12 protein-coding genes are annotated in these 15,302 nt (G+C 55.9%); 1 reads left to right on the top strand and 11 read right to left on the bottom strand.

Annotation, left to right across the window (positions count from 1 at the left end; all coding sequences use genetic code 11):
• Positions 1-301: 301 nt before the first annotated feature.
• From AC2FFH_RS19695 to AC2FFH_RS19745, 11 genes are all read right to left on the bottom strand, one after another.
• Positions 302-1,246 (bottom strand): hypothetical protein, encoded by a 945-nt coding sequence (locus AC2FFH_RS19695; protein ID WP_496845152.1) that lies wholly within the window; start codon positions 1,244-1,246, stop codon positions 302-304.
• A 5-nt stretch (positions 1,247-1,251) separates the two neighbouring features.
• Positions 1,252-1,845, bottom strand: a complete 594-nt coding sequence (locus AC2FFH_RS19700; protein WP_496769375.1) for a hypothetical protein — start codon at positions 1,843-1,845, stop codon at positions 1,252-1,254.
• Positions 1,846-2,205: 360 nt separating this feature from the next.
• Positions 2,206-2,853, bottom strand: coding sequence for a glycine-rich domain-containing protein (locus tag AC2FFH_RS19705; RefSeq protein ID WP_496845153.1), 648 nt, complete (start codon positions 2,851-2,853; stop codon positions 2,206-2,208).
• Positions 2,854-3,257: 404 nt separating this feature from the next.
• The gene (locus tag AC2FFH_RS19710) at positions 3,258-4,775 is read right to left on the bottom strand and encodes a M81 family metallopeptidase (RefSeq protein WP_496769378.1); all 1,518 of its coding nucleotides are present in this window, start codon (positions 4,773-4,775) and stop codon (positions 3,258-3,260) included.
• Positions 4,772-6,421: an amidohydrolase gene (locus AC2FFH_RS19715; protein ID WP_496845154.1), complete on the bottom strand. Its 1,650-nt coding sequence runs from the start codon at positions 6,419-6,421 to the stop codon at positions 4,772-4,774. The genes AC2FFH_RS19710 and AC2FFH_RS19715 overlap by 4 nt, the downstream gene beginning before the upstream one ends.
• An 11-nt stretch (positions 6,422-6,432) precedes the next feature.
• Positions 6,433-7,356, bottom strand: a complete 924-nt coding sequence (locus AC2FFH_RS19720) for an oligopeptide/dipeptide ABC transporter ATP-binding protein (protein ID WP_496845155.1) — start codon at positions 7,354-7,356, stop codon at positions 6,433-6,435.
• Positions 7,353-8,333, bottom strand: coding sequence for an ABC transporter ATP-binding protein (locus tag AC2FFH_RS19725; protein WP_496845156.1), 981 nt, complete (start codon positions 8,331-8,333; stop codon positions 7,353-7,355). Before AC2FFH_RS19725 ends, AC2FFH_RS19720 begins: the two co-directional genes overlap by 4 nt.
• Positions 8,330-9,187: an ABC transporter permease gene (locus AC2FFH_RS19730; RefSeq protein ID WP_496845157.1), complete on the bottom strand. Its 858-nt coding sequence runs from the start codon at positions 9,185-9,187 to the stop codon at positions 8,330-8,332. The genes AC2FFH_RS19725 and AC2FFH_RS19730 overlap by 4 nt, the downstream gene beginning before the upstream one ends.
• Positions 9,188-9,199: 12 nt before the next feature.
• Positions 9,200-10,138 carry an ABC transporter permease gene (locus tag AC2FFH_RS19735; protein WP_170765187.1) on the bottom strand — a complete coding sequence of 313 codons (939 nt, stop codon included), beginning with the start codon at positions 10,136-10,138 and terminating at the stop codon, positions 9,200-9,202.
• 86 nt (positions 10,139-10,224) lie between these two features.
• Complete coding sequence (locus tag AC2FFH_RS19740) at positions 10,225-11,790, bottom strand: ABC transporter substrate-binding protein (protein WP_496769382.1); 1,566 nt, start codon at positions 11,788-11,790, stop codon at positions 10,225-10,227.
• A 21-nt stretch (positions 11,791-11,811) separates the two neighbouring features.
• The gene (locus tag AC2FFH_RS19745) at positions 11,812-13,788 is read right to left on the bottom strand and encodes a CocE/NonD family hydrolase (RefSeq protein ID WP_496769384.1); all 1,977 of its coding nucleotides are present in this window, start codon (positions 13,786-13,788) and stop codon (positions 11,812-11,814) included.
• A 129-nt stretch (positions 13,789-13,917) separates the two neighbouring features.
• Between AC2FFH_RS19745 and AC2FFH_RS19750 the strand changes: the two genes are divergently transcribed.
• Entirely contained in the window at positions 13,918-14,679 is a 762-nt protein-coding gene (locus AC2FFH_RS19750) for a helix-turn-helix transcriptional regulator (protein WP_496725609.1), read from the top strand.
• The last annotated feature ends 623 nt before the right edge of the window (positions 14,680-15,302 follow it).

A 15,302-nucleotide genomic window follows, 5' to 3' on the forward strand; every position in this document is an offset into this window, starting at 1 on the left:
CATGTGTCGCGAAATCCGTAACTGTTTCAGCGTGCTTGTTAGCCTATTTCTGGAACTCGCACGAAGAACCGAATAGATGGTTAAAGGCTCGGGGATTTTTCCTTTATCTCTCGACGTAAGCGCTGAAGGCAAAAACCGAAGGTCAGCTATTGGACAGCCTGATCGATCAGATTGCACCCGTAGCGAAAGGGCCTCTCCGGTTGCCAGAGCCGATGCACAAATTCTTTTGCAAAGCCGTCCTATTCCCTTCGATTGATTTTGAAGACCCAATCCGATATCCAGTCCGGCTGCGTGTTCAGTGTCAAAGCAGAGCCCAGCCCAAGACCAGCAAACCAAACGATGGAGGGTGCCATGTAGTTCTGAAACTGCATGAAAGGCCAAAGACATGGCCCACTACAAACGCAAACGTCCCCGCACCGTGCCTGGGAACGGGTACTCGCTCTTGGGTCTGAGCCGTCGTCTCGGAAAAGACCTGGATGATGTCCGGTGGCTCGGCAATTGGCCGCGCGGCCACGACATCATCTTTCACACACGTCCAACAAGACGCAAATCCAAGGCCCTTGCGCTTGGCATCCTGAAAGGCGCTGATCCTGATGACATTGCTTGGCCGGATAGCCGCAAACCCCATCACTACTACTGGTGAGCATGCACGGCGGAGCATCAGCTTGGCTCCGCCACTTGCTTTTCTTGGTTCAAACAGTCGTTGGTATTTTCGGGTTGGTCTGACGTGTAACCCCTCATCGTCAATTCCCGAACAATATCTCGTATCTCTTTCGGATTCCTGGCAGTAGTCGAGAATTTCCTTACGCGTCGCAGCATCGAACGGCGGCCCAGCGAGGATTTTGCGTATTGCCCGGCGCTTGCTCTCGTGTTCGCGCGCAGGGAGTCCGTGGCATCGCAAAGCGGCGAGCAGGCTGCCCCGGGTGCCACTGGGGACACCATGCATCTCAGTGGTTGGCAGGCCGTTCGTAAGGCGCATGTGCTCGGCATACAGGTCGATGACGTTGACGGGCAGGTCCCACCCCAATGCCCAGAACGCCTCGATCTCGGCGGCAGCGAAGTAGGCCACCACTAGGCTGTTTGGACCGGTCGGGAACGGGGCCTTTTGGCCCAGTTCGTCTCCGAACCGACTCGTGACTTCCCCGGTCCACAGGTCCTTTGCCACAAGACAGATCACACGCATGGTGCCGTCATCCATCGGGATGAACTCGAAGTCGACCGAGATCGGGCGTAGGGGTAGGTACACCGTCTTCACTTCTCCCAGCGCCAGGCTTTCAGAACCGGGTGGTCAATGTCGACAATCAGGGCCTTTCGGAACGCCAACCACATGATTGATACGCGTTCCACATCTTCCGGCCAGCGTGGTTTCTTGCGTTGAAACTCTGCAATATGCACGTCGTACTGGCCCGCATCGCGGCCCCAAGTCATACGGACCCATTGGCCTTGGCCGTCAACACAGGCTTCATGCTTGGCTTCTGTAGCCGAGTGCATGTTTCCGTCGATGTCCGCCTCTTTAACCAGCAGGAGTTGGAGCTTCATGTTAGCGGTACAGATTAGATAGCCAGTCATGAATTGCAGGCCGCCTGAACCTTCCAACTCGTCCGCAATATCGAGTGTCAGGTAGTACGGCATCCGTTCCATATCCTCGCTGGTAGGGTCTATGAAAACCGGGATACCCGGGAAGACGCCGTCATGGTGAACGCGGAACCACACCTTTGTCTTGGTGAGAACCGGTATTGGCGACGGTTGCCGGATGATGGAGGGTCTGTCGCCGGACTTAGCGCGTTCCGCACGAACCTGCTCGGCTTGGGCGAAGACATCCTTGGCGCTTGACTTGCTTTGCATTTTTTAGCGGTTTTGCACGGCTGGAATTTTTTCGAAATTACCTTGGGGTTTTTCGGGCCGTCACAGTTTTCTGAATCGCTCATGATGCACCTACCGCATGAGCGTTTAGCCAGTCGTCAAGATCGGTTGTTTTGTAGACGATACAGCCCGCTATTTTAATGAAACGAGGCCCGCCCGACCGATTGCTTTGCACTCTAAGTTTAGCGAGTTTTGACGTTGATATGCCGCAATAGGCGGCGGCTGCATGGCAGCGGAGGTATGGGGTCGCGATTTTGGGTCAATCCGATCAAGGACGAAATTTCCATTCTACGACCGTAATACGGCCCAGAGCAACCGTAGCCGGAATGAGCGACTGACGGCTCAATCGCCGCAGCCACCACCGTCGCCGGAAGCACAGTCACCTGCATCTTTGTCGGCAAAAGGGTCATCACTTTCAAAAATCAGCGTCAGCTCACTTCTGGAGGTCAGGCTATTGAGGGTGATAACAAAACAGACAAGCGGTACGCTTAGCCAAAGCACTCCAAACAAAAGATCGCCACTTTGAACAATGGAGCTGGCGCCGATGCAAATGAACACCAGCAAGAAGATCAGCATTGTGAAAGTACCAACTCTGTCTTTCCGCTTCCAAATCCCTTTTGGGGGTGTTCCAAACAGGTCCGAATAGGCTTTGACTGTGGCTTTATAGTCTTCCAGATGTTGGAGCCCGTGACCGCCGGGGTTGTGGTGTACTGGTTTGCCCAGCTTCTTGCAAAAGACATCCCAATAGTCGCGGCTGTGTTGCATGTGCAAATGCCAAACCAAATCGACCGCGCTTGAGGGAACGTTACGCTCTGGTCGCGTGGCACAAAGATACATGAACTTTTGATATTCGGCGATAGCCACATTGGCGGTATCGCGAGAGATGCGGTTTTCGGCCATTAGTTGTTCAATGAACGGCGAGCCTGCAGCATCATCAGGCATTTTATGCGTCTTAATCAGCTCCCATAGCTGAGTATTGAGAGAGGTCATCGGAGCCTCCTATGTTTTCTCTTTTTTCAATTTTTGACTAACGCACAAATATGACAAGTATGTGACACCTTGCCGATCTTCTCGGCATGTCGAAGCACTCACAGATTACGTTGGATGTCCCGCTCTTCGTTCGTCATCAAAACTTCCTCCACCCCAAATCAGGGAATTTACAGGAAGTGTCCCGAGAGCCCGTGAATACCCGCACACTTGTAAAAAGTGCCGCTTGGGACACCGTTCTCTGTTACACAATACCCCCACAATCAAGCGACAGAATTGAATCCTCGGAAATGCGGCAGTGATTAGCAACGGAATGAGGGCGCGGATTTGGTATTCATTCTTTCATTGCCAAGCGATTATGTTCAAAAACTAGGGTAGCAACACACTGAGATTGGGTGGTTCAGAATTCAATAGACTTTCATTTTGTGTTGGCTAGAAGACGCACTGCGAGTGCTGGGCAACCTCCTGGTGATACAAGTGTAGGGGATTTTCTCGAGATCGCAGAGAAAGGCACCTGGCGAAGAGATCGAAAAAACATCGCTTGCAGTAGATTCGAAGTCTGCTCGGAAATGCGTCGTGCTTTTTACGCAAATCACTGAATAGTTTGTGGGATTCAGCCCTATATGGGTAAAATGCGCACGATCAAGGCATTGGTTGCGAATACTCGTCACAACGAGGTCAATCTCGGCCTCATACCCAACCAATCTTAGTGCTGCCGTCTTGCCGAGCGTCGCAACGCCGCCGCCATACATTTCTCCGGTATAGCGGCACGTGCCATCACCCACAGCAAGGACTTCAAACTCTGCCATGACCGGAACGTTGCCAGCCAGGTCAGACTTTGCGCCGATAGCCAAATTGACCAACGCGCCTTCACCTGCCACATGGGCCTGATTTGCACTTTCCGGATCATGGAACAGACCCATCAGTACGCCTTTTACCCCGCCTTCAATCAGTGCCGCCAACAGTCCAGTGGTGTCGGACGTCCCGCCTGCCCCAGCATTATCTTGAACATCTGCCAGAACGACTGGCCCTACCCGACTTTGACCGCATGTCGAAACTGCCTCCTCCAAAGACAACATCGTGCAATCAAGATCTGCTTCCCGGGCCGCAAACAAGTTGACGATTTCTTCAGCGGCGGCGGCGGCGCTATCGGCAGTGGCTGCATAAGCAATGCACGATGGCCCGGTGTCGGGGAAATCCGCTGCCGTGAATCCAAGAGCGATCTCCGCCAGAATTCCCTGCTGCTCCAACCTTGTCGGCTTTAGATAAATTTCATCGAAAGGAGGAGAACCAGTGTATTGTGCATGCAGAGGGATGAGGTAAGGCACGGTCCGGAACGCCTTGTATAGGGCTCCGCCAGTTAGCAATCGTTGCAAAACCGGAACGCATCTGGCACCTGTCTCTGCCATATCCAAATGAGGGTAAGTGCGAAAAACTGACAGGTAGTCCGCATGCGCCACCATCCGAGCCGAGACGTTGGCGTGTAGATCCAAACTTGCGACGACAGGGACAGTGGAACCCACAAGCTCTCGAATGCGGCGCAAAATCTCTCCTTCACCGTCAGCATGGCTTTCGGTGACCATTGCCCCATGGAGATCAAGATAAACGCCGTCAATCGGGCCTGCATCGCGAATGCCGTCCAACAGCATCCCGCAAATCGCCTCAAAGGCGTGATCGGTGACATGCGCGGACGGCTCGGCTGAGCACCACAGAATTGGCACAACCTCAAACCCAGCCGCTTTAGCGGTCGCAGCAAATCCTGCGATCGGTAAGTTCATGCCATCGCTTTCCAACAAGACCTTTTCGCCGCGCAACATTCCGGGCCAGGAATCCGCCATCTCGAACTCGTGCAGACCGGCCTTTGTCACACCAAAGCAGTTCGTTTCATGCTGAAACCCTGCGATCACAATACGCCTGATCGTCATTCCATACGCTCGATTACTTGTTCAGCATGCGGCACACCAAAGACAATTTGACCATTGCGGATCGTTTCAAGCACCTGTGTATCGGTCAGGTGCTCAGGAGCGATTAGTGGGTTACGCGAAAGGATAACGAAGTCAGCTACTTTACCCGGTTCGATAGACCCACGCTGATCTTCTTTGAAGACCTGCCAAGCGGCATCGATGGTCTGAGAACGCAAGGCTGACAGAACGCTGATCTTCTGATCCTCGCCCAGTACACGGCCTGAAGAGGTTTTCCGATTTACCGCGCAATGGGCCAGGTGGATCGGACGTGTTGGCGTGACCGATGCATCATTGTGGATCGTGTATCGCACGCCAAACCGTTCTGCTGATGCGGCCGGGGATATCCGCTCGGACCGCTCAGGCCCAAGGAAGGAGTCGTAATGGCGATCCCCCCAGAAATACACATGAGCGGGGAAGAAACTAACAGTAAGACCAAGCTGGGCCATGCGCTTAAGCTGATCATCCCGCAGGGCCTGACCATGGATGATAGTATGACGGTGATCTTGGCGTGGGTGCGCCTGAAGCGCTTTGTCCACTGCATCAATGAACATCTCGGCGCCGGCATCGCCATTGCAGTGGCAATGAATCTGCAAACCCGAACAATGGAGATTGCTGACATCAGCATCCAGCTGCTCTTGCGAGGTGTAAGTCATCCCACAAGGGTGTTCTGGATCAGACGGCTTGAAATACGGGGCAGTCAGATACGCGGTCTGCAGTTGAAAGGCCCCATCCGTGAACAGTTTGCGCGGACCTAGTGTGAAATGCGGGTTGCCGGGCCAGTTCGTGCCGATCCATTGGGTACTTAGCTCTGGCTCCAGATTTCCGACGGGTAACAGCTCGATATTAATTCCCGGATCATGATCGGCGGGCAGACTGGCGAAGTGATCCAGCATAGTTTGCGACGTCCAGGCATTTTGGGCATAGGTCACCCCATGGGTCAGATATTCGTCACGGCAGGCATCAAAGCCCTGCCAGAACCTTTCGCGGTCGATCAGGAAATCGGTATCGCCCATCTCGCCCATGGCCGATAACCCTTCGATCAATCCCGTTAGGGCTCCGGTTTCGGGATCACGGCCAAAGCGGCCGCCCTCTGGGTCAGGTGTGTGACGGGTTACACCGCGCCTTTCCAGCGCAAGAGAATTGGCCACACCATTGTGGCCCGAGGCATGGATTACCCAGATTGGATGACGTTGCGATACGTCGTCCAACTCGGCCCGCGTCGGCATGCGACCTTCGAAAATAGAGGTATTGTCAATCGACACCCCCATGATCCATTCACCCTCGGGCGTTGCGTTGGCCTTTTCCCGAAGCCTGTCCAACGCCTGCGCCATGGTCCGGCAATCCCCTAAAGGAGGCGACGACAAGTCAACTCGGAACAGCCGAATGAACCCCGTATCCGGGAAATGCCCGTGAGGGTCAATAAACGCGGGCATCAGAGTACGCCCCTGCAGGTTGCGTTCCTGAGTATCTGCAGGCATGCAAGCGCGCAGATCGGCCTCGGTTCCAACGTTCTTGATCTTGTCTCCTTCGGTCAGAACGGCCTCCGGCGAAGAATTCTGCGCATCCATAGTCAGGATTGTGCCGTTGAAAAAAAGTGTACTTGGCATTGGATTTCCTACTACGACAACGGCGCCAGACAACGCAGCCCGTGGCCGCCGTCCACTTCCCATTGTGGGGTCTGAGTGCAAATGTCCTTTGCAAAAGGACAGCGTTCACGGAATTCACATCCAGAGGGGCGTTTGAGCAGGCTGGGAGGCTCACCTTTTAGGGCGATCCGTTCCAACCGCGCATCCGGATCGGGTTCTGGGTTGGCGCTTAAGAGGCAGCGGGTGTATGGGTGGCGCGGATCGCTGAAAATCGTCTCGGTTGTGCCTTCTTCTACTAATCGACCTAGATACATGATGCCCATTCTGTCGGCCACGTGCCGTACAACGCTGAGGTTATGGGTGATGATTACCATCGCCAGTCCCAGCCGTTCGCGCAGATCGTTGAGCAGGTTCAAAAGTTCACCCTGCACCGACACGTCGAGGCCTGCGGTCGGTTCATCCGCGAGGATCAATTTCGGCTCCAACGCCAGCGCTCGGGCCACGCCTACTCGCCGCGCTTGCCCACCCGACAACTGGTAGGGATAGCGGTCTGCGAAATGCGTGGGCAGATTGACCATTTCCAGCAGTCGCTTGGCTTCTGCATCCAGATCTTTGTCTTTCAGGCCCTGAATACGGTAAGGCTCAGTGATCAGGCTGCGGATTGTCAGACGCGGCGACAGGCTTCCCACCGGATCCTGAAACATCATTGCCATGTCTTTGCGCAGCGGGCGCATGACACGTTCTGGCGCGCCGCGAATTTCCTGCCCCTCAAAAGTGACTGAGCCGTCTTGCGCAGGCGCAAGACCCGCAATGGCGCGTATCACAGTCGTTTTGCCGGATCCGCTTTCGCCAACCAGCGCGTAGGTCTCGCCGGGTTGCACGGTAAAGCTGACACCCGCCAAAACATTGACTGGGCCATAGCTAGTTTTTAGGTCCACGACGTTCAGCAAGCTCATGTTGTGACCTCCTGGTGGTTCAGCCAGCATGCGGCGTGATGGCCTTCTTTCAATTGATCCAACGGCGGTACTTCGGTGGCGCACCGTGCCATCGCTTGATCACAACGATCGCGGAAGATGCAGCCACCCGGCAGGTTGGCCAGATCAGGCACTTCACCGGGAATGGTCGGCAAAACACGCGCGCGTTCTTTGATATGACCGGGATCACATTCGATCAGGCGGCGTGTGTAGGGGTGTTTTGGGTTGTGGAAAATCTCACGCACTTCGCCGCTTTCGACAACTGCGCCAGCATACATCACCACCACCCGGTCGCAGAGTTCCGCAATCACGCCCAGATGGTGCGAGATGAACAGGATGGCACAGTGAAACTCGCGCTGAAGTTCTTGCAGACGCTCGATTATCTGAACCTCAAGCGTCGCATCTAGTGCTGTTGTTGGCTCATCCGCGATCAAAAGATCAGGTTCAGACATCAACGCCATCGCAATGGCGATCCGTTGACGCATCCCGCCCGAGAATTCATGCGGATACTGCTTCAAGCGCGCTTCGGGATCGGGAATGCCAACTGCGCCCAGCATCTTGGCCGCGTGGGCCAGCTTGTCCGCCTTTGACTGTTTGGAGCGGTGCTGAATGTCCAGCATCTGCTGCCCTATGGTCAAAACCGGATTATGCGTTTGCATCGGGTCCTGAAAGACGATGGATATGTCCGCCCCACGCAAGTCGCGCATGTGTCGTTCTGAGGCCTGCAGCAAATCTTGCCCTTTGAACCTGATCTCTCCTTCGCGGAACCGCGTATTGGGTGCGGTCAGGCGCAGGATGGATGAGATCAGAGTGGATTTACCGCAGCCGGATTCCCCGACGATGCCAACGATTTCGCCCTTGTTGACGTCGAATGTAATGTCCCTCAGAGCTTTGAGGTCACCACGGCCTGTTTCGTAATCGACGCTGAGGTGGTCGATTTCCAGAAGTGTCTCAGTCATCGCTGCTTCCTCAGTTTCGGGTCAACCACGTCGCGCAGGCTTTCGCCCAGAAATGTGAAACCAAGCGTTGCCAAGATGATCGGCAGACCCCCGCCCACCACCAGCCACGGCGTTTGACGGATCAGAGAATAGCCATCCTTAAGCAAAGCACCCCAGCTGGGCGTCGGGGGTTTCACACCCAGCCCCAAAAAGGACAGGCCCGCCTCCAGCGCGATGACTGTCGGGATATCCATCGCCGCCAGCACAGCTAGAACGCCGATGATATTGGGCAGCATATGCACGCCTAGAATGCGCGCCATGCTGGCTCCCATCGACCGCTCGGCCAGAATGAATTCAGAATTGCGCAGGGTCAGCGTCTGGGTCCGGGCCACGCGCCCATAGGTCGGGATTGAGGTTGCCATGACCACGAACACCACAGTTTGCAGACTGGGTCCGACAAGAGCCACAACGGCCAAGGCGAACATCACCGTCGGAAAGGACCGGATGGTATCGAAGAGCAACATCAGAAGGTTATCCAGCCATTTCGGCCCATACCCGGCAATCATGCCCAATGTCAGGCCAATCGCCATTGCACCGAACACGGCCGGCAATGCAACCTTGAGCGCAACCTGCCCCCCCGCGATGACCCGCGAAAACGTATCGCGCCCCAATTGGTCTGTACCCAGCAGATGTGCGGCGGACGGTCCTTGCAAGCGGGATTTGATATCCATCGCAATCGGATCATATGGAACGATCCAATAGGCGAAGATTGCGCAGAACACGATTACGCCGACGATGATCAGGCCCATAAGTCCAAGCGGGTCACGGGCGACGCCGGTGATGATCTGCCCAAGTTCGGAACGAGATTTTTCCATAACGCTCCCTCCTCAATGCGCCGTGCGCGCGCGCGGGTCGAGCAACGCATTGATCAGGTCTGCCAACGCGGTCGACACTACGAACAACGCCGTTGATATGAGGACCGAACCCATAACAATCGGGTAGTTTCGGGTGGTGATGCTATCGATCACCAGTTTGCCCAGACCCGGTCGGGCAAAGACAATTTCTGCAAAAACGGCGGAGCTGAGAAGAAAGCCCATCCCAACCCCGATCACGGTAACGACCGGCAAAATGGCGATCCGCAGTGCATAAACCATGACCACGCGACGCTCGGCGATCCCAAAGGCGCGCGCGGTGCGCACATGGCTTTCGCCCATAACCTCGAGCATCGAAGCGCGTACAAGTCGAGCAATATAGCCGACCCAGCTGAGGCCGATCGCAAAGGCTGGCAGAACCAGATGGTCGAGACGGTCCCAGAACCCCTCTCCGGCACCGATGGCGGGAAACCATTGCAAATGCACGGCGAATACCAGCAGCGCTAAAAGCGCGACAACAAAGGCCGGGGCAGCCACGAAGCTGACGGATATTGCGGCGGCGATCCGGTCGATCAGCGTGTTGGGATGCGCCGCCGCATAGGCACCAAGTGCGATGCCCAGGCTTGCAGACCACAGGATTGACGCAAAAATCAGTTCCAGCGTGAACGGCAATTGCTGGAACACGATATCGGTCACGGAACGGCCCGAGAAAACATCGGTTCCAAGGTCACCCTGCAAAAGGTTTCCGTAAAAGATCAAAAGCTGTTTCCAGATCGGTTGATCAAGCCCCAGCGCCGCTGTGAGTTGGGCCTGAAGTTCGGGCGTGGCACGCGGGCCCAGCATGATCTGGACCGGATCGCCAGGCACGGCGCGGATCATCAGGAACATGACGGTGACCGCCACGAACAGGATGAGCAGCGACAGCCCGAAGCGACGGGTTGCGAAATTCAGCATGGCCAACTGGCTCCTTAAGGCTTGATGGCGTTAGTATTGGTACGACGGACATTTCCAGCCCGCCGTACCCATTCGAACTGGGGTGGTCAGGTCGCCTTGCCGAAATAACGAAGCAGGGACAGGCCATCTGGCCGCAGCGCTGGAATGACACGTGCGCTGTGAATAACCGGTGTCGCCTCGTGTGTGATAAAGCGGTAAGCACCGCTTTCCTCCATCAGATCCTGCGCGCGCTGATACATTTCCGCCCGCTTGGCGACATCCGTTTCAGCTGCAGCCGTTTCATGGATTTCGTTGAATTCAGGACTGTCAAAGCGTTCCCAGTTCCACTTTCCGATCTGTTCAGGCGTGAACCACGACGTCGCATAATACGGATCGGGCGTCATCGAATAGCGGTTCAAAACAAGCTGCAGGTTTTCATTGTCACCAGACGCCCAGAACGCCCCGGATTCCAGAACGTTCACCTCAACCGTGATCCCGATCTGCGCGAGCGTGGCCTGAATGATCTGAGCGGTTGTCGTGAACGTCGTCTTGTTCAACGTGTCGAGGGTCAGTGTAACGTTGGTTTCACCGGATTCCGCCAGCAGTTGCGCCGCTTTCTCAAAATCCGCCGCCGGTGGCACCAGCGAAGAAGCCCGATGCCCGGCGAGGCCCGGTGCGATGATGCCGGTCGCTGGTTCGGCAGCGCCAAAATAGGCGGCCTCCAGAATGCTGGGTACATCCACTGCGTGCTGAATCGCTTGCCGCAGTTTTTGATTTTGAAGCTTCGGATGCTCGACGTTCATGCCCATCCAGACATAGTAGAGCGAGGGCTTCTCAACCAACGATCCGCCATTGGGCACCCCGGCACGATACCGTTCGACCGAACCCAGCGACACGCGGGTGACGTCCAGTTCACCGGCCTCAAAAGCGATCTCGGCGGTGTTTTCATCGTCAATCGGATAGATCTCGACGGTGTCCCAAGTGGGCGCGTCCCCTTTCCAGTCGGGGTTGCGCTTAAGAACCGTCTTTTCCTTGGGCGACCAGCTGTCCCGCAGATATGGGCCGGACTCTGCCACCGGATCAGCGCCGATCCGGCCACCGGCGGCTTCGACAGCGGCCTTCGACACGATGTTGCCGGTAATGTAGGGAAGGGCGATCGACCAGATCGGTGCGAACGGTTTGTTCAGCACGATCGTGCCTTCGCGTTCGCTGGTCACGTCCACGTGGCTGAATGACCCCAGATCGGGCTTGTTCGGACTGTCGGTTGCGTCGTCCACGATCCGTTCCATGCTGAACTTGACGTCCTCGGCGGTCATGGCGCCAAATCCATTGGTGAACCCGATATCGTCACGCAACGCGAACTTGATATGGGTCGGATCAACCTGCTCGATCATCGTGGCGGCATCCATCTGCCAGCCCCATTCCTCGCCTGGTTTGTACTGGATCAGCTTGTTGTAGATCGAGGCATGAACCTCTTCTTCAACGACACCAACAGAATGGGCCGGATCCATATTCTGCGCATCGCCATAGGCTCGCACCCGCAGCACGCCGTCATCTGCAGCAAGCACACGGTTCGCCCATCCCATCGGAAGCGCCGTAGCGGCCCCAAGCGCGGTTGCGCCCTTCAGAAACCCCCGGCGGCCTACATTGGCCTTTGTCCATTCGATCTTCATAGTATCCTCCCTTAGATTAAGTCACAGAAGCCCGCGCGGAATGGTTTCGGACCATTCCTTCGTCAGAACTTCGATTTCATCCGCGCCTTCGGTGGCGCGTAGCTTGCGGTCGAGATAAAAATTCTGTGCATCGCAGGTCATCCGGCATTCGGTTGAGATGGCGACCTGCCAATCCGCTCGTTCGAAGGTGAAATTCCAGGCGGTCTCGAAACATGCGGATGCCGGATCATCGGGGTGAATGCCGTAGTGCATGCGCACGTCACTACCGGCAGTCAGATCATGGTAGGGATCGCGCGCTTTGCCATAGTCATCAAATGTCTCCAGAACGATCCGACCATCGTCAGTCATGATGCGTTCGGATTGCGCGGATGGCAGACGCAATTGTTCAGCGGCAAGAACCGGATAATCCTGTGCCGGACCAGGTTCCGAGGCTTGAACTTCGTGCGTGACTTCGCGCACCGGCAGATGCAGGGCGCACTCCTGTAAGTGCAAAGTCACCTCGGCCGAACGGGGCGATGGCCAAACGATCGGCCAGTACGACGTCGTCAGCGCCAGTCGCAACACGTGGCCCTCGCGCAGATGATGCGCGCACTCATTTAGGGCAATCTCGGCCTCATAGATTTCACCCGGTTGCAGGGTTTCGGGCGCTTCGTGGCTGCGGTAGTGGCACAGGTTCAACGGACGATAGCTGATGCGCTGCGATACTCCTTCGGGCGAGACATCGCACAGCCTTGCGACAAGCTGGGCAACGGGTTGATCCACCGAGAATCGAAACTTTAGCTTTGCGCGGCCCAACAGCTCCAGCGGGGCTTGCAGCGGTGCGCTTTCAAAACACACCGACAGGGCATCATCCCTTGCCTGGTCGCCTGCAAGTTCATTGTCGATCCGCATGCCAGCGCAGAAATACCCGCCTTCCCGGCCGACATGACTGGGCGAGGCTATTGCAACCGTATCTGTCGCCGGTTCCTGCAAAAACCCGCCGGGTGTCAAATGCCAGACCTGTTCGGACACGTACGGCGACGGCCAGGTGGTTTCGGCAATCCAACGACCTCGCCGGGCAGAGTTGTGCGCCGTCGGGTTAAAATGCTCCTGCATGTACGTCCGGTACGCGGGCAGGTCCTCGGCCCCATTTTCCTGCCCCTTCAGCCAGCGGTCAAACCAGCCGATCACTTCGGAATGAAAGTCTGCAGGATCAAGTTTAGAGATGTGAGGATAACGGTGTTCCCACGGCCCGATGATGGCTTTGGTTGGCACCGTCAGACTTGCCGCCAAAGCCGGGGGCGCATTGACATAAGCATCTGCCCAGCCGGTGATTGCCAAAACGGGGGTTTGGATCGCGGACCAATCCTCGCAAACCGATCCATGTTTCCAAAACGCGTCACGCGTTTGATGGCGCAGCCAATCTGCGGCAGAGAATGGAACGTTTCTTAGCCGAGCCAGCCAGTCCTCTCGCCAGTCTGCACGAAGGTCCGGATCAGCGGGGCGGGTCAAATAGGCAAACATCTGGCTGCCCCAGTTCATGTTGTCACTCAGCAGGCACCCGCCCATAAAATGGATGTCATCCGCATAGCGATCCACGGTCGAGGCGACGCTGACAACGGCCTTCAACGCAGGTGGTTGCCGAAAGGCCAGTTGCAGGCCGTTGAATCCGCCCCACGATATTCCGATCATCCCGATATGACCGTCGCACCAATCCTGCGCGGCGATCCAGGCCAGGACCTCTTCACCATCGCGCAGTTCCAGCTCGGAGTATTCGTCGTCGAACTGCCCTTCGCTGTCCCCGGTGCCCGCGATGTCGACCCGGACGCAGGCATAACCTGCGTCGGCAAATACGGTGTGGGTCGTTTCATCTCTTGGCGCGGTGCCGTCGCGTTTGCGGTAAGGCAGGTATTCCAGAATTGCAGGGGCGGGACTGGATTCGGGCAACCAGATGCGCGCAGCCAACCGTCGCCCGTCGGCGAGCGTGATCCATGTGTTTTCGATGGGTTCAATTGGCATCTGGTCGCTTGTCTGTTGCAAAGTGATGCCGAAGAAGAAACCGATTTGCAGATAAAGCAAATTGTGTGATCTTGCGCGAACTGACGCGAATTGTCGTGATATAGCGTCAGAACGCGAAAGGTTTTGCCTATGTCAGAGAATTTTTCTGCCAACCTGCGATCATTATGCGCAGAGCATGGGAACATTTCGCAGATTTGCCGAGATATCGGCGTCAACAGACAGCAGTTCAATCGCTACCTGAACGGCGCCAGCCTACCCTCTGCCCACAACATGCGGCGTATTGCGCGTCATTTCGACCTGACAGAAGCCGACCTGTTCGCGGAAACAGCAAGTTTCGAACGAATGCTCAAGCGTGCTCTGCCACAAGCCGGGAATACACCTACGGACGCGTTTCTGGGCCCTTTTCGGGGCCAGCAAAAAAACCTGCGACGTTACGTAGGCTTCTATCATTCCTATTTCTGCACGCCGTCCTGGGAAGGTAAGATTTTTTGTTCCCTGATCCGAATTCAGGAAAGTGACGGACTGTTCACTATTCGATCCCGGGAAATTGCCACCTCGCCAGACAAGAGCACACACCAGATTTCGCGTTACTCTGGTCTAGTGACGATGCGGGGTAACAGGATATTCGTGACCGAACATGAGCTGGCGCGCGAAGGCAGCGTCGCCAATACGATTTTGTATTCCGCACACCGCCAGCAACTAAAATATCTGCGCGGCATGACCATGGGCGTCGCCTGGCGCCCATACCCGCACCCCTACGCAGCCAAAACAATCTGGAAGCGCTTGCACGAGCGCGTATCAGCACGCGAGGCCATTGCCTCCTGCGGTATCTACCCTGCCCAAAGCAATAGGATCGATCCAACTGTCCGGAAGCACCTTTACGAGATTTGAAGCGCCGAAGCGACACAAGCGGCGGCACATTTTCTTTGGTGCGGCATCCAATTCCGGTGGCAATTTTTGATCCAAGGTTCGCGAAATCTGATGTGTCGATCAGCCTGATAACGCGACTTCATTTCCTACCGCTCTGATTCCAGGATTTGAAGCCCGAGATAATTTAGCGCCAGCTTTGCAAGAAGGCCCTGTTGACGCCATGGCATGAACCTTCTCCACTGCTTTAGCCAACACTAACCTAGGATCAGGACTCGTTGTTGCTTCATAGCTATCAACCTTGAAAAGTTCTCACCAAAGGCAGAAACCGCTACGATGTTCGGAGGTCTTCACGCTTTTTGCCTTTGATGGTTCCATGCCCCATCGCTAATTCTCTACAAGATTGGGCGGCAGCACTATTGGGATCCAAGCGGCAATCGACTGGGAATACGCAATTGAAAGGCTTTGGCTACGAGAGGGGCTGAAAGGGCCCCTAAAACAACCGACGAAAGGACGGCTCTGGGTGAATCCCTCTCGGGACATTGCGTTGCAATGCCCTGCTGGGCGATGGATAGGTCGCGTGTTCGGCTGGATGGCGCTTAGTAGCTGGGGGTATCACCAGTACCAGTTGTCGGCTTTCCAAGAAG

The sequence above is a fragment of the Ruegeria sp. YTSC003 genome (assembly GCF_059609785.1).

Coding starts and splice junctions, on each gene's coding strand:
- AC2FFH_RS19700 (WP_496769375.1), bottom strand. CDS start 1,845: ATGCAAAGCAAGTCAAGCGCCAAGGATGTCTTCGCCCAAGCCGAGCAG.
- AC2FFH_RS19705 (WP_496845153.1), bottom strand. CDS start 2,853: ATGACCTCTCTCAATACTCAGCTATGGGAGCTGATTAAGACGCATAAA.
- AC2FFH_RS19710 (WP_496769378.1), bottom strand. CDS start 4,775: ATGACGATCAGGCGTATTGTGATCGCAGGGTTTCAGCATGAAACGAAC.
- AC2FFH_RS19715 (WP_496845154.1), bottom strand. CDS start 6,421: ATGCCAAGTACACTTTTTTTCAACGGCACAATCCTGACTATGGATGCG.
- AC2FFH_RS19720 (WP_496845155.1), bottom strand. CDS start 7,356: ATGAGCTTGCTGAACGTCGTGGACCTAAAAACTAGCTATGGCCCAGTC.
- AC2FFH_RS19725 (WP_496845156.1), bottom strand. CDS start 8,333: ATGACTGAGACACTTCTGGAAATCGACCACCTCAGCGTCGATTACGAA.
- AC2FFH_RS19730 (WP_496845157.1), bottom strand. CDS start 9,187: ATGGAAAAATCTCGTTCCGAACTTGGGCAGATCATCACCGGCGTCGCC.
- AC2FFH_RS19735 (WP_170765187.1), bottom strand. CDS start 10,138: ATGCTGAATTTCGCAACCCGTCGCTTCGGGCTGTCGCTGCTCATCCTG.
- AC2FFH_RS19740 (WP_496769382.1), bottom strand. CDS start 11,790: ATGAAGATCGAATGGACAAAGGCCAATGTAGGCCGCCGGGGGTTTCTG.
- AC2FFH_RS19745 (WP_496769384.1), bottom strand. CDS start 13,788: ATGCCAATTGAACCCATCGAAAACACATGGATCACGCTCGCCGACGGG.
- AC2FFH_RS19750 (WP_496725609.1), top strand. CDS start 13,918: ATGTCAGAGAATTTTTCTGCCAACCTGCGATCATTATGCGCAGAGCAT.